This is a genomic window from Stenotrophomonas genospecies 3, from assembly GCF_054473855.1.
The window spans coordinates 37,167-54,938 of sequence record NZ_JBTMUR010000008.1; the positions used below are offsets into that span (position 1 = coordinate 37,167).

15 protein-coding genes are annotated in these 17,772 nt (G+C 65.8%); 8 read left to right on the forward strand and 7 right to left on the reverse strand.

Translation table 11 applies throughout. The features are described 5' to 3' along the window. Window positions 1-4 precede the first annotated feature (4 nt). A complete protein-coding gene (locus ACX9OT_RS11995; RefSeq protein ID WP_005413034.1) occupies window positions 5-394 on the reverse strand; it encodes a c-type cytochrome in 390 nt (129 codons plus the stop codon). Between the two features lie 206 nt (window positions 395-600). On the opposite strand from ACX9OT_RS11995, the gene ACX9OT_RS12000 reads away from it, so the two are divergent. From ACX9OT_RS12000 to ACX9OT_RS12010, 3 genes are read left to right on the forward strand one after another with little or no spacing between them, the layout of a single operon-like run. Next, on the forward strand, window positions 601-1,752 hold the full coding sequence (locus ACX9OT_RS12000) for an efflux RND transporter periplasmic adaptor subunit (protein ID WP_459002245.1): 1,152 nt from the start codon (window positions 601-603) through the stop codon (window positions 1,750-1,752). Then, complete coding sequence (locus ACX9OT_RS12005) at window positions 1,749-5,270, forward strand: efflux RND transporter permease subunit (protein ID WP_165929931.1); 3,522 nt, start codon at window positions 1,749-1,751, stop codon at window positions 5,268-5,270. The genes ACX9OT_RS12000 and ACX9OT_RS12005 overlap by 4 nt, the downstream gene beginning before the upstream one ends. Continuing rightward, window positions 5,267-8,347 (forward strand): efflux RND transporter permease subunit, encoded by a 3,081-nt coding sequence (locus ACX9OT_RS12010; protein WP_459002247.1) that lies wholly within the window; start codon window positions 5,267-5,269, stop codon window positions 8,345-8,347. Before ACX9OT_RS12005 ends, ACX9OT_RS12010 begins: the two co-directional genes overlap by 4 nt. A 224-nt stretch (window positions 8,348-8,571) precedes the next feature. On the opposite strand, the gene ACX9OT_RS12015 is transcribed toward ACX9OT_RS12010, so the two are convergent. The 6 genes from ACX9OT_RS12015 to ykgO form a co-directional block, all read right to left on the reverse strand. Continuing rightward, window positions 8,572-9,792 (reverse strand): TraB/GumN family protein, encoded by a 1,221-nt coding sequence (locus tag ACX9OT_RS12015; RefSeq protein ID WP_107432021.1) that lies wholly within the window; start codon window positions 9,790-9,792, stop codon window positions 8,572-8,574. Window positions 9,793-9,796: 4 nt separating this feature from the next. Next, window positions 9,797-10,327 carry a GNAT family N-acetyltransferase gene (locus ACX9OT_RS12020; RefSeq protein WP_134951181.1) on the reverse strand — a complete coding sequence of 177 codons (531 nt, stop codon included), beginning with the start codon at window positions 10,325-10,327 and terminating at the stop codon, window positions 9,797-9,799. A 14-nt stretch (window positions 10,328-10,341) separates the two neighbouring features. Beyond that, window positions 10,342-11,229 carry a carbon-nitrogen hydrolase gene (locus tag ACX9OT_RS12025; RefSeq protein WP_005409280.1) on the reverse strand — a complete coding sequence of 296 codons (888 nt, stop codon included), beginning with the start codon at window positions 11,227-11,229 and terminating at the stop codon, window positions 10,342-10,344. Window positions 11,230-11,391: 162 nt separating this feature from the next. Further along, window positions 11,392-12,429, reverse strand: coding sequence for an agmatine deiminase family protein (locus tag ACX9OT_RS12030; protein ID WP_132809936.1), 1,038 nt, complete (start codon window positions 12,427-12,429; stop codon window positions 11,392-11,394). A gap of 39 nt (window positions 12,430-12,468) precedes the next feature. Beyond that, window positions 12,469-12,798, reverse strand: coding sequence for a hypothetical protein (locus ACX9OT_RS12035; RefSeq protein WP_459002251.1), 330 nt, complete (start codon window positions 12,796-12,798; stop codon window positions 12,469-12,471). 146 nt (window positions 12,799-12,944) lie between these two features. Next, window positions 12,945-13,070, reverse strand: coding sequence for a type B 50S ribosomal protein L36 (gene ykgO, locus ACX9OT_RS12040; protein ID WP_005409283.1), 126 nt, complete (start codon window positions 13,068-13,070; stop codon window positions 12,945-12,947). Between the two features lie 197 nt (window positions 13,071-13,267). On the opposite strand from ykgO, the gene cmk reads away from it, so the two are divergent. The 5 genes from cmk (at window position 13,268) to lapB (ending at window position 17,769) form a co-directional block, all read left to right on the forward strand. Beyond that, window positions 13,268-13,945 carry a (d)CMP kinase gene (gene cmk, locus ACX9OT_RS12045; protein ID WP_008265652.1) on the forward strand — a complete coding sequence of 226 codons (678 nt, stop codon included), beginning with the start codon at window positions 13,268-13,270 and terminating at the stop codon, window positions 13,943-13,945. Between the two features lie 198 nt (window positions 13,946-14,143). Further along, on the forward strand, window positions 14,144-15,829 hold the full coding sequence (gene rpsA / locus ACX9OT_RS12050; protein WP_005416230.1) for a 30S ribosomal protein S1: 1,686 nt from the start codon (window positions 14,144-14,146) through the stop codon (window positions 15,827-15,829). A gap of 87 nt (window positions 15,830-15,916) precedes the next feature. Continuing rightward, window positions 15,917-16,222: an integration host factor subunit beta gene (locus tag ACX9OT_RS12055; RefSeq protein ID WP_005409286.1), complete on the forward strand. Its 306-nt coding sequence runs from the start codon at window positions 15,917-15,919 to the stop codon at window positions 16,220-16,222. Between the two features lie 77 nt (window positions 16,223-16,299). After that, window positions 16,300-16,584 (forward strand): LapA family protein, encoded by a 285-nt coding sequence (locus tag ACX9OT_RS12060; protein WP_010484569.1) that lies wholly within the window; start codon window positions 16,300-16,302, stop codon window positions 16,582-16,584. A 6-nt stretch (window positions 16,585-16,590) separates the two neighbouring features. Then, on the forward strand, window positions 16,591-17,769 hold the full coding sequence (gene lapB, locus ACX9OT_RS12065; protein ID WP_005416232.1) for a lipopolysaccharide assembly protein LapB: 1,179 nt from the start codon (window positions 16,591-16,593) through the stop codon (window positions 17,767-17,769). Window positions 17,770-17,772 lie beyond the last annotated feature (3 nt).

A 17,772-nucleotide genomic window follows, 5' to 3' on the forward strand; every position in this document is an offset into this window, starting at 1 on the left:
GGCCTTACTTGACGGTGGACAGGTAAACAGAGAGATCGGCGATCTCCTGTTCGCTGAAACTCATCGACTGCGCCTGCATCGTCGGATGCCTGCGCTTGCCCTGGCGGTACTCGGTCAGGGCCTGGGCCAGGTACTGCTGGGTCTGGCCGCCGATCTTCGGCACCCGGTAACTGGGGTAGGCGTTCTTGTAGCCGGTGATGCCATGGCACCCCTGGCAGGTGTAGGCCAGGACACGGCCATTGTCGAAGTTGCCGGTGGGGGCGGCAGGCGCCGGGGCAGCGGCGGGAGCCGGGGCCGGGGCAGGTGTGGCAGGAGCAGGAGCGGGCTGTGCGGCGGCCCCAAGGGGCAGGAGGACGGCCAGAGCGAGACAAGCGGCGAGCGGCTGCGGGCGCATGGTGTCGTTTCCGGGGATTCGGGTCTGGTCGTTCCGGCGTGGGGTACGGAACGACCCGAGTATAGCCCCAGGTTTCATCTAGCTGAAATGGGGGGCGGGCCGACCAGTGGCACGAAGACACCATGACCTTTGGGATATGGTGTTGCCGTGAAGTGGTGCATTACTTTGCTACCACACCTGTCCACGCATCCTCCAGGGATCTGACGATGTCGCACTCAACCTTCCTGTCCGGCCGTCGCAGCGGAATCTGCGCTGCCGCACTGCTGATCTCCACCTCCCTGCTGCTGGGCGGTTGCGCTGCAGGGCCCAATTCCGAAGCCAAGGCCGCCGAGACCAAGGAGGAGAAGAAGGTCGATGCGGTCCCGGTCGAAGTGGCCGTGGCCAGCCACCGTGCTGTCGCGGCCAGCTACACCGGTACCGCTGCGCTGGAACCACGCGCCGAGTCCCAGGTGGTGGCCAAGACTTCCGGCGTGGCGCTGGCGGTGCTGGTTGAAGAAGGCCAGCGGGTCACCGCCGGCCAGCCGCTGGTACGTCTGGACCCGGACCGCGCTCGGCTGGCTGTGGCGCAGAGCGAAGCGCAGATGCGCAAGCTGGAAAACAACTACCAGCGCGCGCAGAAACTGGTGGGCCAGCAGATGGTCAGCGCCGCCGACGTCGACCAGCTGCGTTACGACCTGGAAAACGTACGCGCGCAGTACCGCCTGGCCACGCTGGAACTGTCCTACACCACGGTGGTGGCGCCGATCTCCGGCGTGATCGCGTCGCGCTCGATCAAGACCGGCAACTTCGTGCAGATCAACACGCCGATCTTCCGCATCGTCGACAACTCGCGGCTGGAAGCCACCCTCAACGTGCCCGAGCGCGAGCTGGCCACCCTGCGCGCCGGCCAGCCGGTGACGCTGGCTGCCGATGCGCTGCCGGGGCAGAGCTTCACCGGCACCGTCGACCGCATCGCACCGGTGGTGGATTCGGGCAGCGGTACGTTTCGCGTGGTCAGTGCCTTCGATGGCGCCGCGCACGCGTTGCAGCCCGGCATGTTCGGTCGCATCCGCATCGATTACGACCAGCGTGCCGATGCGCTGGTGGTGCCGCGCCTGGCGCTGCTCGACGATGGTGAGCCGGCGGTGTTCCGGGTGCGCGAAGGCAAGGTCGCACGCGTTCCGGTCAAGCTGGGTTACGCCGAGGGCCCGTGGGTGGAGATCCGTGATGGCCTGGCGGCCGGTGATCAGGTGGTCACCGCTGGCAAGGTCGCCCTGCGCGACGGCACCGCAGTGCAGGTGATCGCCGATCCGAAGGCAAAGCCGAAGACGGTCGCAGCGGCCGCCAAGCCGGCAGACAAGGCCGGGAGCACGCAATGACCGCCCCGGGCCACGACCACGGTGCCTCGCCGGCGAGCGACGGCGCCGCCGCCAGCATGCGCGGCGGCCTGGTGGAGTTCGCCACCCGCCGTCGCGTGACCATCGCCATGTGCACGGTCACGCTGCTGCTGTTCGGCCTGATCGCGCTGGGCAACCTCAAGGTCAACCTGCTGCCCGACCTGAGCTACCCGACGCTGACCGTGCGCACCGAGTACACCGGTTCGGCGCCGACCGAAATCGAAACCCTGATCACTCAGCCGGTTGAAGAAGCGGTCGGCGTGGTCAAGAACCTGCGCAAGCTGAAGTCGGTCTCGCGCACCGGCCAGAGCGATGTAGTGCTGGAGTTCGCCTGGGGCACCAACATGGACCAGGCCAGCCTGGAGGTGCGCGACAAGATGGAAGCGCTGAACCTGCCACTGGAGGCCAAGGCCCCGGTGCTGCTGCGCTTCAATCCGTCCACCGAACCGATCATGCGCCTGGTGCTGTCGAACAAGGTGGCGCCGACCAGCGATGCCGATGCGGTCCGTGAGCTGACCGGCCTGCGCCGCTATGCCGATGAAGACCTGAAGAAGAAGCTGGAGCCGGTCAGCGGCGTGGCGGCGGTCAAGGTCGGTGGCGGCCTCGAGGACGAGATCCAGGTCGACATCGACCAGCAGAAGCTGGCCCAGCTGAACCTGCCGATCGACACCGTCATCAAGCGCCTGAAGGACGAGAACATCAACATCTCCGGCGGCCGCCTGGAGGAGGGTTCGCAGCGCTTCCTGGTGCGTACCGTCAACCAGTTCGCCGATCTGGAGGAGATCCGCAACCTGCTGGTCACCACCCAGGCGTCGAACGGCAGCGCGGCCGACTCGGCGTTGCAGCAGATGTTCAACATCGCCGCGTCGACCGGTTCGGCGGCAGCCATCGCGGCGGCATCGGCGGCGCAGAGCGCATCGTCCGGCGGTGGTTCCAGCGTGGTCGCCAACGGTGTGCCGGTGCGCCTGAAGGACGTGGCCACCGTGCGCCAGGGGTACAAGGAGCGCGAAGCGGTGATCCGCCTGGGCGGCAAGGAATCGGTCGAACTGGCGATCTACAAGGAAGGCGACGCCAATACCGTGTCCACCGCCGAAGCGCTGCGCAAGCGCCTGGAGCAGATCAAGGGCACGTTCCCGTCCGACGTCGAGATGACCACCATCGAGGACCAGTCGCGCTTCATCGAGCACGCCATCGCCGACGTCAAGAAGGATGCGGTGATCGGTGGCCTGCTGGCGATCCTGATCATCTTCCTGTTCCTGCGTGATGGCTGGAGCACGTTCGTGATCAGCCTGTCGCTGCCGGTCTCGATCATCGCCACGTTCTTCTTCATGGGCCAGCTCGGCCTGAGCTTGAACGTGATGTCGCTGGGCGGTCTGGCACTGGCCACTGGCCTGGTGGTGGATGACTCGATCGTGGTGCTGGAGAGCATCGCCAAGGCCCGCGAGCGTGGCCTGGGCATCCTGCAGGCGGCCATCGCCGGTACCCGCGAAGTGAGCATGGCGGTGGTCGCCTCCACCCTGACCACCATCGCGGTGTTCCTGCCGCTGGTGTTCGTCGATGGCATCGCTGGCCAGCTGTTCCGCGACCAGGCGTTGACCGTGGCGATCGCCATCGCGATCTCGCTGCTGGTGTCGATGACCCTGATCCCGATGCTGAGCTCGCTGAAGGGACGGCCGCCGCTGGCGTTCCCGGAAGAAGCGCCGAACGAACCGTGGCAACCGCAGAACCGCTGGCAGAAGCCGGTTGCGCTGGGCCGTCGTGGTGCCGTGGCGACCGCGCGCTGGAGCTTCTACGCGCTGGCCTGGCTGGTCGTGCGGGCGTGGCGTGGCGTGGTGGCGGTGGTCGGCCCGGTGATGCGCAAGGCCAGCGATCTGGCGATGAAGCCCTACGCCGGCGCCGAGCGTGGCTACCTGCGCCTGCTGCCGAGCGCACTGGCGCATCCGGGCAAGGTGCTGGGTGTTGCCTCGATCATCTTCGTGGCGACGATGGCGCTGGTGCCGATGCTCGGTGCCGATCTGATCCCGCAGCTGGCGCAGGATCGTTTCGAAATGACGGTGAAGCTGCCGGCCGGCACGCCGCTGAAGCAGACTGATGCACTGGTACGCGAGCTGCAGCTGGCACACGGCAAGGGCGAGGGCGTGGCGTCGCTGTACGGTGTCAGCGGCAGCGGCACCCGCCTGGATGCCAGCCCCACCGAGAGCGGCGAGAACATCGGCAAGCTGACCGTGGTGATGGAAGGCGGTGGCAATGCACGCACCGAGGCCGAGATCACCGAGCGCCTGCGTGACACCATGGGCCAGCATCCGGGGGCACAGGTCGACTTCGCGCGGCCGGCGTTGTTCAGCTTCTCCACGCCGCTGGAAATCGAGTTGCGCGGGCAGGACATGGCAACCCTGGAAGTGGCCGGCCAGCGCCTGGCGGCGATGCTGCGCGGCAACGCGCACTACGCCGATGTGAAGTCGACGGTGGAAGAGGGCTTCCCGGAGATCCAGATCCGCTTCGACCAGGAGCGTGCCGGTGCGCTGGGCCTGACCACCCGCCAGATCGCCGACGTGGTGGTGAAGAAGGTGCGCGGCGATGTCGCCACCCGCTACAGCTTCCGTGACCGCAAGATCGACGTGCTGGTGCGTGCGCAGGAGGGCGACCGCGCCAGCGTGGAGAGCATCCGCCGGCTGATCGTCAACCCGGGCAGCACCCGTCCGGTCACGCTGGACGCGGTGGCCGAAGTGGTCGCCACCACTGGCCCCAGCGAAATCCACCGCGCCGACCAGACCCGGGTTGCGGTGGTGTCGGCCAACCTGCGCGACATCGACCTCGGCGCGGCCATGCGCGAGGTGCAGCAGATGGTCGCCGAGCAGCCGCTGGGTGCGGGTGTCGGCCTGCACATCGGTGGCCAGGGCGAGGAGCTGGCGCAGGCGGCGAAGTCGCTGATCTTCGCCTTCGGCCTGGCGATCTTCCTGGTCTACCTGGTGATGGCCTCGCAGTTCGAATCGCTGCTGCACCCGTTCGTGATCCTGTTCACCATCCCGCTGGCGCTGGTCGGTGCGATCCTGGCGCTGATGCTGACCGGCAAGCCCATCTCGGTGGTGGTGTTCATCGGCCTGATCCTGCTGGTCGGCCTGGTCACCAAGAACGCGATCATCCTGATCGACAAGGTCAACCAGCTGCGCGAGGCTGGCGTGGCCAAGCACGAGGCGCTGGTGGAAGGTGCGCGCTCGCGCCTGCGGCCGATCATCATGACCACGCTGTGCACGCTGTTCGGCTTCCTGCCGTTGGCGGTGGCGATGGGCGAGGGCGCTGAAGTGCGCGCGCCAATGGCGATCACCGTGATCGGCGGCCTGCTGGTGTCGACCCTGCTGACCCTGCTGGTGATCCCGGTGGTGTACGACCTGATGGACCGTCGTGGCGATGCGTATTACCGCGAACGTGGCCGCAAGCATGCCGGTGAGATCGAGCCGGGTGCAGTGGGCAGTGCGGCGGGTACGGAGGAACCGGCATGAGTGTGGCCGAGTTCTCCATCCGCCGCCCGGTCACCACCATCATGTGTTTCGTGTCGCTGGTGGTGATCGGCCTGATCGCTTCGTTCCGGTTGCCGTTGGAAGCGCTGCCGGACATCTCCGCGCCGTTCCTGTTCGTGCAGATTCCGTACACCGGCTCCACCCCGGAGGAAGTGGAACGGACCATCATCCGTCCGGTCGAGGAGTCGCTGGCGACGATGACCGGCATCAAGCGCATGCGCTCGTCGGCCACCTCCGAAGCGGCGCTGATCTTCATCGAGTTCAGCGACTGGGACCGCGACATCGCCATCGCCGCCTCCGATGCACGCGAGCGCATCGACGCGATCCGCAGCGACCTGCCCGACGACCTGCAGCGCTACAACGTGTTCAAGTGGTCCAGCAGCGACCAGCCGGTGCTGAAGGTGCGCCTGGCCAGCACCACCGACCTGACCACCGCGTACGACAAGCTCGACCGCGAGTTCAAGCGGCGCATCGAGCGCATCCCCGGCGTGGCCCGTGTCGACATCACCGGTGCGCCGCCGAACGAGGTGGAGATCGCCATCGATCCGAACCGCCTCAACGCGCACGGCCTGAGCATCAATGAACTGAGCGAGCGCCTGCGTACGCTGAATTTCTCGATCTCGGCCGGGCAGATCGACGACAACGGCCAGCGCGTGCGCGTGCAGCCGGTGGGTGAGATCACCGACCTGCAGGAAATGCGCGATCTGGTGATCAACGCCAAGGGCCTGCGCCTGGGCGATATCGCTGATGTGCGCCTGAAGCCGGCGCGGATGAACTACGGGCGCCGCCTGGACGGCAACCCGGCGGTCGGCCTGGACATCTTCAAGGAGCGCAGTGCCAATCTGGTGGAGGTGTCGCGCGCGGCACTGGCCGAGGTTGAATCGATCCGTGCCGAAGCGTCGATGCGCGACGTGCAGATCAAGGTGATCGACAACCAGGGCAAGGCGGTGACCTCCTCGCTGCTGGAACTGGCCGAGGCCGGTGCGGTCGGCCTGATCCTGTCGATCACGGTGCTGTTCTTCTTCCTGCGCCATTGGCCGTCCACGCTGATGGTGACCCTGGCCATTCCGATCTGCTTCACCATCACCCTGGGCTTCATGTACTTCGTCGGGGTGACGCTGAACATCCTGACCATGATGGGCCTGCTGCTGGCGGTGGGCATGCTGGTCGACAACGCCGTGGTGGTGGTGGAGAGCATCTACCAGGAGCGCGAGCGCATGCCGGGGCAGCCGCGCCTGGCCTCGATCATCGGCACCCGCAACGTGGCCATCGCGCTCAGTGCCGGTACGCTGTGCCACTGCATCGTGTTCGTGCCGAACCTGTTCGGTGAGACCAACAACATCAGCATCTTCATGGCGCAGATCGCGATCACCATCTCGGTCTCGCTGCTGGCCTCGTGGCTGGTCGCGGTCAGCCTGATCCCGATGCTGTCCGCGCGCATGGCCACGCCGAAGCTGGTGCACTCGCAGACCGGCGTGATCGCGCGGCTGCAGCGGCGCTACGCGACACTGCTGGACTGGTCGCTGCGCCATCGTGGCTGGAGCCTGCTCGGCATCGTGCTGGTGGTGCTGGTCAGCCTGGTGCCGATGAAGCTGACCAAGGTCGACATGTTCGGTGGCGACGGCGGCAAGGACATCTTCATCGGCTACATGTGGAAGGGCGCCTACACCTACCGGCAGATGTCCGAGGAAGTGGCGCGTGTGGAGAACTGGATCGACGCCAACCGCGAGCGCCTGCACGTCAAGCAGGTGTATTCCTGGTACAGCGAGCAGGAAGGGAGCTCCACCGTGGTCACCCTGGACGAGAAGTACGCCAAGGACATCAAGGCGCTGCAGGAAGAACTGCGCAAAGGCCTGCCGAAGTCGGCCCGCACCGACTACTTCGTCGGCAACCAGGGCGGTGATGGCGGCGGTGGCGGCAACCAGGGCGTGCAGGTGCAGCTGGTCGGCGACTCCAGTTCGATGCTGCAGGAGATCGGCCAGGAAGTGGTGCCGCTGCTGGCCCAGCGCACCGAGCTGCGCGATGTGCGCATCGACAACGGCGAAAAGGGTGGTGAACTGAAGGTGCGCGTCGACCGCGAGCGTGCGGCGGCGTTCGGCTTCAATGCCGAGCAGGTAGCCAGCTTCGTCGGCCTGGCCCTGCGCGGTGCACCGATGCGCGAGTTCCGCCGTGGCGACAACGAGGTGCCGGTATGGGTGCGCTTCGCCGGCGCCGAGCAGAGCAGCCCGGAAGACCTGGCCGGCTTCAGCGTGCGTACCGGCGATGGCCGCAGCGTGCCGCTGTTGAGCCTGGTCACCGTCGACGTTGGTTCGTCCGCCACCCAGATCGGCCGCACCAACCGCCAGACCACGCTGACCATCAAGGCCAACCTGGCCGAGAAGGTCACCGCGCCGGATGGCCGCAAAGCGATGGAGTCGGTGCTCAAGCCGATGAACTTCCCGGCCGGCTATGGCTTCACCTTCGATGGCGGTGACTACGGCAACGACGACGAAGCGATGCAGCAGATGGTGTTCAACCTGCTGATCGCGCTGGTAATGATCTACGTGGTGATGGCTGCGGTGTTCGAGTCGCTGCTGTTCCCGGCGGCGATCATGAGTGGCGTGCTGTTCTCGATCTTCGGTGTGTTCTGGTTGTTCTGGATCACCGGTACCTCGTTCGGAATCATGTCCTTCATCGGCATCCTGGTGCTGATGGGCGTGGTGGTGAACAACGGCATCGTGATGATCGAGCACATCAACAACCTGCGGCGCGGCGGCATGGGACGCACCCAGGCGCTGGTGGAGGGCTCACGCGAGCGATTGCGGCCAATCATGATGACCATGGGCACGGCGATCCTGGCGATGGTGCCGATCTCGCTGACCAGTACGCAGATGTTCGGCAACGGCCCGGAGTACTCGCCGATGGCGCGCGCGATTGCCGGCGGCCTGGCGTTCTCGACCGTGGTCAGCCTGCTGTTCCTGCCGACGATCTATGCAGTGCTGGATGACCTGCGCAGTGCGGTCACGCGACTGATCCGCCGCGCCCGCGGTCTGGAGATCGTGCCGGGTACCCCGGTGTAGTGGTCGAGCTTGCTCGACCGTAATGCGCGCCAACGTGTTGTGGTGTGGGGGAGGCCGGTCGTAGTGGGGCGGCCTCCCCCTTTTTTTGATGTTCTGCGCAGAGCATGCTCGGCCGATCTTTACGGTCGGCGTAAAGCGTGCCAACCAAGGTTGGCACCTGCCGGTCGCGCGCACAGACGCCGTGCGGCCGGTAGCGCCGGGCAATGCCCGGCGGGGCGTTGCAATCAACCGGCGACCTTGCCCCACACCTTGAACGTGGTCAGCCACAGGCCCAGCATGCTGCCGATGTTGGTCAGCATGAAGGTCAGCACCACGCGGGTGACGCGGTTGCGATACCAGCCCTTCAGGCTCTGCGCATCGTCGCGCAGCTTCAGGAAGTCCTCATACGCCGGCTTGCGCAGGCGCGCTTCCACCAGGGCCGAGAATGCGCCGGTCGGGATGCTCAGGCGGAACGGCTTGAACGGCGCCACCGCGATCGCGGTGAGGATGCTCAGCGGATGGCCGCCGGCCAGCAGGCAGCCCAGGCCGGCGAGGCCGCCGGTATACATCGCCCAGGTCGCCAGCAGTTCGGTGCCCACGCCCAGACCACCGCGGTAGAAACCTACGCCGATGCCGGTCGCTACGATGGCCAGGATGCCCAGCGTGAACCACGGAATGTTGCGCTTCTTCGGCACCGCTTCCAGCTCGGCGCGCAGCGGTGCCGGTGCTTCGGTGTCGGTTTCGAGGTAGCGGGCCAGCCCGGCAAGGTGACCGGCACCGACCACTGCCAGCACCTCACGCTGCTGCGGATCGTGTTCTTCGCGCAGGCGCGTGGCCATGTAGCGGTCGCGCTCGCCGATGATGGTCTCGTACAGCGCCGGGCTCTCGCTGGCGAACTCGCCGAAGCTCGACTCCAGCATGTCGCCCTGCTTGAGCTTCTCGATCTCGTTCTCGCCCACTTCCTCGGATGAGAACAGACCGGCGCCCAGCCCGGCGACCAGCTTCAGCTTGCCGAAGAAGCCCAGCCGTTGCGAGGCACGGCGGAAGGTCAGGCCGACTTCACGGTCGATCAGGTGTACCGGCAGGTTGCGCTCGCGCGCCAGTTCCACCGCGCGCTTCAGTTCGGCGCCCGGCTCGATGTCGAGCTGTTCGGCCAGGCGGCGCTGGTACGCGGACAGGGCCAGGTTGGCGGCGAACAGGGCCACGCGGCCCTTGCGGATCACTTCGACCAGATCGAGCTTGGCCAGTGTGTCCGGATCGCTCAGCGCCTGCAGGCGCTGTGGGTCCAGTTCAACGGCAACGGCATCGAAGCGGCCGCTGTCGATGGCTTTTTCCACCGCCTCGACGCTGGCGCGGGAGACGTGGGCAGTGCCCAGCAGGGTATAACGCACGCCGTCGCGTTCAACGACGCGCACCGGCTGGCCGGCGAACAGGTCATCGCCGGTTTCGGGAAGGGTTTCGGTCATGGGTTCATTCATTGGAAGGTGCGGTGTCGGCGCCATCGCCGAGCGCGCGCTGCATCTGCACGGTATCCAGCCAGCGGCCGTGCTTGCGGCCAAGGCCACGGAACACGCCCACCAGCTCGAAGCCGAAGCGTTCGTGCAGCTTGATCGACGCGGCGTTGGTCGGCTCCCCGATCACCGCCACCATCTGCCGGTAGCCACGCGCCACGCAGGCGTCGATGAGGGCCTGGAGCAGGCCGGTGCCCACGCCCTGGCCCTGGAAGCGGGCATCGACGTAGACCGAGTTTTCCACGGTCCACTGGTAGGCGATGCGGGTGCGGTAGGTGTTGGCGTAGGCATAGCCGGCCACCTGGCCGTCGATTTCGGCGACCAGGTAGGGGAAGCCACGGTCGATGATGTCGCGCATGCGTCGCAGCATCTCGGACGCGTCGGGGATGTCGTACTCGTAGGTGTTGACGAAGTCGGTCACTTCCACCGCATAGATCGCGGTGATCGCGTCGATGTCGGCCGGGCCGGCATCACGGATGAGGACGGCCATGCGCGGGCTCCGGCTCAGTCAATGTAGCGCTTGAGCAGGTCACCGTAGGCATCGATGCGGCGATCGCGCAGGAACGGCCAGATGCGGCGCACATGCTCGCTGCGCTGCAGGTCGACATCGCACAGCAGCACGGTGGCGTCAGTGCCGGCTTCGGCCAGGAATTCGCCCTGCGGGCCGAGCACGTGGCTGTTGCCCCAGAACTGGATGCCCGACGCGCCCAGTGGCGATGCCTCGTGGCCGACGCGGTTGCAGCTCAGCACCGGCAGGCCGTTGGCCACGGCGTGGCCGCGGTGACTCAGCACCCAGGCGTCGCGCTGGCGGGTCTTCTCGTCCTGCACGTCGTCCGGGTCCCAGCCGATCGCGGTCGGGTACAGCAGCAGCTCGGCGCCGGCCAGCGCCATCAGGCGTGCCGCTTCCGGGTACCACTGGTCCCAGCACACCAGCACGCCGAGGCGACCCACCGAGGTATCGATCGGCTTGAAACCGATGTCGCCCGGGGTGAAGTAGAACTTCTCGTAGAAGCCCGGATCGTCCGGGATATGCATCTTGCGGTACTTGCCGAGCAGCGTACCGTCCTTCTCGAACACCACCGCGGTGTTGTGGTACAGGCCGGCAGCACGGCGCTCGAACAGCGAGCCGACCAGCACCACGCCATGCTTCTTCGCCAGCGCGCCCAGGCGCTCGGTGCTCGGGCCCGGGATCGGCTCGGCCAGGTCGAACTCGTCCACCGATTCGTGCTGGCAGAAGTACGGGCCGTTATGCAGTTCCTGCAGCAGCACCAGCTTGGCACCCTGCGCAGCCGCCTCGGCCACGCGTGCTTCGATCACCGCCAGGTTGGCGGCGGCATCACCGTGGTTGCGCTCCTGGATCAGGGCGACGGTAAGGGGGCTGCGCGAGTTCATGCGGGGCGTTCCTGCGGGGGAAAACCTGCATGTTAGCGCGGATGGGCGGCGACGGCGTGTCGCGCGCTGAATGGGTGCTGGTAGTGCCGGCCGCTGGCCGGCAACCCCGTCAATCCATCAGGTATTGCATGGTTGCCGGCCAGTGGCCGGCACTACCCATCCTCAGGCCTTCAACAACCCGGCCGGCAGCTGCATGGTGATGCAGTGCAGGCTGCCGTTCTGCCAGATCAGCGAGCGGCAGGGCACCTGCACGATCTCGCGGCCCGGGTGCGCCTGCGCCAGCACATCGCGGGCCAGGTCGTCGGCCGGGTCGCCGTAGGCCGGCATCAGCACCGCGCCATTGACGATCAGGTAGTTGGCGTACGACGCCGCCAGGCGGCGGCCTTCGTCGATCACCGGCTGTGCCCACGGCAGCGGGAACAGGCGGTATGGCTGGCCATCCTTGGTACGCAGCGCGGCCAGCTCATTGCCCATCGCCTGCAGTTCGGCGTAGTGCGAGTCGCTCTCGTCGTCACAGGCCTGGTAGACAATGCTGTCAGCCGAGGCGAAGCGGGCGAGGGTGTCGATGTGGGCGTCGGTGTCGTCGCCTTCCAGGTAGCCGTGGTCCAGCCACAGCACGCGGTCCTGCTGCAGCCAGTTGGCCAGGTCGGCGCTCAGGCTGGCGCGGTCGCGGTCCGGGTGGCGCTCGTGCAGGCACTTCCAAGTGGTCAGCAGGGTGCCTTCACCATCGGTTTCGATGCCGCCGCCTTCCAGCGCGAACGGAATGCTGCGCACCGGTGCGTCGTTGAACACGCCGGCCTGGTCGAGCACGCCCACCAGCTGGTCATCCAGGGTGGCGTCGAACTTGCCGCCCCAGCCGGTGAAGCGGAAATCCAGCAGCTGGAAGCCGCCGTCGGCGCGGCGCAGGGTGATCGGGCCGGAGTCGCGCAACCAGGTATCGTCGTAGGCCGCCGTGGTGAAGTGGACCTTGTCCATGTCGATGCGGTTGGAGCGCAGCCGCATCTCGGCATAGGTCTCCACATCGTCGTCGGCCACGCAGATCAGCACCGGCTGGAAGCGGGTGATGGCCGCGACCAGCGCGATGTAGGTCTCTTCCACCTGGCCCAGGCGGTCGGCCCAGTCGGTGTCGGCGGTGGGCCAGGCAATCAGGACGCCGCTCTGGGCTTCCCACTCGGCAGGAAAACGAAGGGTCTGGTTCATGGTCTCGCTACACAGGCCCGCCCAGGGCGGGTAAAGGGATCAACGGATAGGCGGTTTCGGGCCGATTTCGTTCGGGTCCGCCTGGTTGGCCACCACGTCGATCACCTTCTGCTTCTCGAAGTAGACGGTGAACTGCGGGTACACCCAGCGGTTGATGGTCGGCCATTGCCGCTTCTGCCCGCCACGCGGCTGCAGTTGCTCGCTTGGCGCGCCGAACTGCGCTTGTACCTGCTGCATGCTCTGGCCGCGCACGGGCAGGGCACCGGCCGGCTTCTCGCGGGCACGGTCGACAAGCAGGGTATCGGCCAGCGCCGGCGTGGTGGCGGCCAGCGCGGCCATCACGGCCAAGGCGGACAGGTAACGCTTCATCTCGATCTACTCCCCAGTGGTCAAGAAAGGCGATTACAGCAAAAACGGCAGGAAAAAGCCGCATAAACAAAAAACCGCCCGAAGGCGGCTTTTTGCATCGGGTCGGCCCCGCGTAGGGCCAGCCGCAGCCGCGAAGGCTGTTGGGCTTAGCGCTGACGCGCCTTGAAACGCGGGTTCGACTTGCAGATGACGAAGATCTTGCCACGACGACGCACGACCTTGCAGTCACGGTGACGGGCCTTCGCCGACTTCAGGGAGGACAGGACTTTCATGGCATACCTCGGCGTAAACAGTAGTTGTTCGGGTGGAGCGTGGCCGCGATATGCGAAAGACAATCGGCAGTTGACGCTCGTTCAAGCCCGCCATTCTACCGGGCTTTTCCTCGTGGTTTCAAGTGGTTGCACAAAAGATCCCATTGGGGGCGTCTGACAGGGGCTAGAATGACCCCTTCACACGCTCTGGGAACCCCATGAATCCACTCGCTCCCGTCCTGACCATCGACGGCCCTTCAGGGGCTGGCAAGGGTACCATCAGCCGCATCATCGCGCGCCGGATGGGCTGGCATTACCTGGATTCGGGCGCGCTGTACCGGGCAGTGGGCGTGGCCGCGAGCTGGGCAGACATCGACACCTCTGACGCCTCGGCGCTGGTGCGCTGCACCTTCGACACCCATGTTCAGTTTGTTGAACAGGGCGAGTCGATGCGGGTCATGGTCAATGGCACCGATGCCACCGACGAACTGCGCCTGGAGACCACCGGTGCGCTGGCCTCGGCCATTGCCGCCATTCCCGAGGTCCGCGCCGCCCTGAAGGAGCGCCAGCGCGCATTCAGGGAGCTGCCCGGCCTGGTCGCCGATGGCCGCGACATGGGCACGGTGATCTTCCCGGACGCCTCCTACAAGGTCTTCCTGACCGCCAGTGCCGAGGAGCGCGCCGAGCGCCGGCATAAGCAGTTGAAAGACAAGGGGGTTTCTGTTAACTTTGATGACCTCCTGCGCGAGATCATGGCCCGCGACGCCCGTGATGCTCAGCGTACCGTGGCGCCCCTGAAGCCGGCAGACGATGCTGTCCTCATCGACACCACAGGCATCGGCATCGCAGATGTCGTTGCCAGAGTGATGGATCTGCTTCCGGTTCCGGCTGCCTGATCCGTTCGCGCGGGAGCGCTGCCAGCAGCATCGGTGGTGGTCGCGCATAGCAGTGCTGTACCAGCTCCGTCGCGCAATGATGCGTGGCGGTTTTCCTACTACACACGACCTGCGTTTCCGGGGTCGACCAACAGGCGGGCGGTCGCCATTCCCCTGAAGGGGACGCCACCGACCCATGTGTCCAACAGAGTAAATCTAATGACCGAATCATTTGCCGAACTGTTTGAAGCCAGCCAGGCCAATCTGGCCAAGCTGAAGCCGGGCGCCATCGTCAGCGGTACCGTTGTTGAAGTCCGCGGCGACGTCGTGGTGATCAACGCTGGCCTGAAGTCCGAAGGCATCGTGCCGATCGAACAGTTCCGTAACGACGCTGGCGAAATCGACGTCGCCGAAGGCGACATCGTCAAGGTCGCCCTCGACTCGATCGAGAACGGCTTCGGCGAAACCGTCCTGTCGCGCGAGAAAGCCAAGCGCGCGATGGTGTGGGACGAGCTGGAAGAAGCGTTGGAAAAGAACGAAACCATCACCGGCCGCATCAGCGGCAAGGTCAAGGGTGGTTTCACCGTGGACATCAAGGATGTCCGCGCCTTCCTGCCGGGTTCCCTGGTCGATGTGCGCCCGGTGCGCGATCCGGCCTACCTGGAAGGCAAGGAACTCGAGTTCAAGCTCATCAAGCTGGACCGCAAGCGTAACAACGTCGTGGTCTCGCGCCGCGCTGTCGTCGAAAGCGAGCACTCGGAAGAGCGCGAGCAGCTGATGGACAAGCTGCAGGAAGGCGCGATCCTGAAGGGTGTCGTCAAGAACCTGACCGATTACGGCGCGTTCGTGGACCTGGGCGGCATCGACGGCCTGCTGCACATCACCGACATGGCGTGGAAGCGCGTGCGTCACCCGTCGGAAGTCGTGAACGTCGGCGACGAGCTGGACGTCCGCGTGCTGAAGTTCGACCGCGAGCGCAACCGCGTTTCGCTGGGCCTGAAGCAGCTGGGCGAGGATCCGTGGGACAACATCGGCCGTCGTTACCCGGCCAACAGCCGCGTCTTCGGCAAGGTCTCCAACGTCACCGATTACGGTGCGTTCGTTGAGATCGAGCCGGGCGTCGAAGGCCTGGTGCACGTCTCCGAGATGGATTGGACCAACAAGAACGTCAACCCGTCCAAGGTTGTCCAGGTTGGTGATGAAGTCGAAGTGATGGTGCTGGACGTCGATGAAGAGCGTCGCCGTATCTCGCTGGGCATGAAGCAGGTTGCCGCCAATCCGTGGGAAACCTTCGCTGCCACCCACAAGAAGGGTGACAAGGTGTCGGGCCAGATCAAGTCGATCACCGACTTCGGCATCTTCATCGGCCTGGACGGCGGCATCGACGGCTTGGTCCACCTGTCCGACATCAGCTGGAACACCACCGGCGAAGACGTCGTTCGCAACTTCAAGAAGGGCGATACCCTGGACGCCGTCGTCCTGGCTGTCGATCCGGAGCGCGAGCGCATCTCCCTGGGCGTGAAGCAGCTGGAGCAGGATCCGTTCGGCCAGTACATGGCTGCCAATCCGAAGGGCTCCAAGGTCGAAGGCGTGGTGAAGGAAGTCGACGCCAAGGGCGCGATCATCGAGCTGGCTGACGGCATCGAAGGTTACGTCTCGGCGCGCGACATCGCCAACGAGCGCGTTGACGACGCCACCCAGCACCTGAAGGTCGGCGACAAGGTCGAAGCCAAGTTCGTGGGCATGGACCGCAAGGGCCGTACCCTGCAGCTGTCGATCAAGGCCAAGGACGACGCTGAAATGCGCGAAGTGCTGGAGGAATACCAGTCCTCTTCGGCTTCCAGCGGCACCACCCAGCTGGGCGCGCTGCTGCGTGCACAGCTGAACGGCAACAAGTCCGAGTAATCGGCCTTACGCTGTTCGTTGTTTCCTGGACGGCCCGGGCATTGCCCGGGCCGTTTCAGGCTGAGATACCCCTGATGTGAGCCGGTAATGACCAAATCCGAACTGATCGAAATCCTTGCGCGCCGCCAGGCGCACCTGAAGGCCGATGATGTCGATCTGGCGGTGAAGTCGTTGCTGGAAATGATGGGCGGATCGCTGTCCGCCGGGGATCGCATCGAAATCCGTGGTTTTGGCAGCTTCTCGCTGCACTATCGTCCGCCGCGCCTGGGTCGCAACCCGAAGACCGGCGAATCGGTTGCCCTGCCGGGCAAGCACGTCCCTCATTTCAAGCCGGGCAAGGAACTGCGTGAGCGGGTCAGCAGTGTGCTGCCGCTGGACGCCGATCCGGCCTGAGCCTCCCGTCGCGCCACCGCGTGCGAATCCAGCCGCGAGTCGGATAAGCTACGGACTCCTGCCACTGGAGCTGTCGCATGAAGGTTTTTCGTCTGCTGGTCCTGCTGGCGGTTCTGATCCTTGGATTGATCATCGGTGCGGTCAACATGACCGCGATGTCGATCAACCTGCTGTTTACCCAACTGCATACCTCGGTGGGCGTGGCCCTGATCGCCGCGCTGCTGGTGGGTGTCATCGTCGGTGCCGGCCTGGTGCTGGTGAGCGTGGTCATTCCGCTCTACAGCCAGTTGCGCCGCGCCAACAAGTCCGCTGTCGCCACGCCGGCACCGGTTGCTTCCCCCCAATCTTTTGATGGACGCTGATCGAAGATGGATTTCGTCACCGAGTGGTTCTGGTTCTTCCTGTTCGTTCCGCTGGCCGCACTGGCCGGGTGGGTGATCGGACGGCGTGGTGGTCAACGCCACGGTGACAGCCAGGTCAGCCGCCTGTCCAGCACCTACTTCCGCGGCCTGAATTACCTGCTCAACGAGCAGCCGGACAAGGCCATCGAGCTGTTCCTGCACATCGCCGAGCTGGACAAGGAAACCTTCGAGACCCAGGTCGCGCTGGGCCACCTGTTCCGCCGCCGCGGCGAAGTCGACCGCGCCATCCGCCTGCACCAAGGCCTGGTCAACCGCCACGACCTCAGCGATGCGCAACGCGTGCAGGCGCTGCTGGCGCTGGGCGAGGACTACATGAAGTCCGGCCTGCTGGACCGCGCCGAGACCGTGTTCACCGAACTGGCCCAGCTGGACCAGCGTGCGCCGCAGGCACTCAAGCACCTGATCGGTATCTACCAGGCCGAGCGCGACTGGGAAAAGGCGATCGACAACGCGACCCGTTTCGAGGACGTCACCGGCGAGCCGATGGGCAAGCTGATCGGGCAGTTCGAGTGCGAACTGGCCGAACGCTTCCGCGGTGCTGGCAAGCTGGAAGAGGCGAGGGCAGCGATTGCCCGGGCCTACCAGGCCGATGCGATGTCGGTACGTGCCGGCATCATTGAAGGACGCCTGGAAACCGATGCCGGCAATCCGGAAGCGGCCGTACGCGCCTTCGAGCGCGCTGCGCGCAATGATCCGGAGTACCTGCCGGAGCTGTTGCCGGCGTTGATGCAGAACTACCGCAAGGTCGGCGATCTGGCAGGCGCACGCGCGTTCCTGTCGGAGATGACCGAGCACTACCGCGGCATCGCCCCGGTGCTGGCGCTGACCCGCCTGATGGAAGAGCAGGAGGGCGTGGCGCCAGCCCGTGCCTACCTGGGCCGCCAGCTCAAGGATCGCCCGTCGGTGCGTGGCGAGTCCGCGCTGATCGACCTGACCCTGGCTGAAGGCGCCGATTCCACGGCGACCCTGCACGACCTCAAGCACATCACCGACCAGTTGCTGGTGCGCAATCCGGCCTATCGCTGCACCCGTTGTGGTTTCGGTGCGCGCACCCACCACTGGCAGTGCCCGAGCTGCAAGGAGTGGGGTACGGTCAAGCCGCTGCTGAACTACGCGGTGCTCTGATCC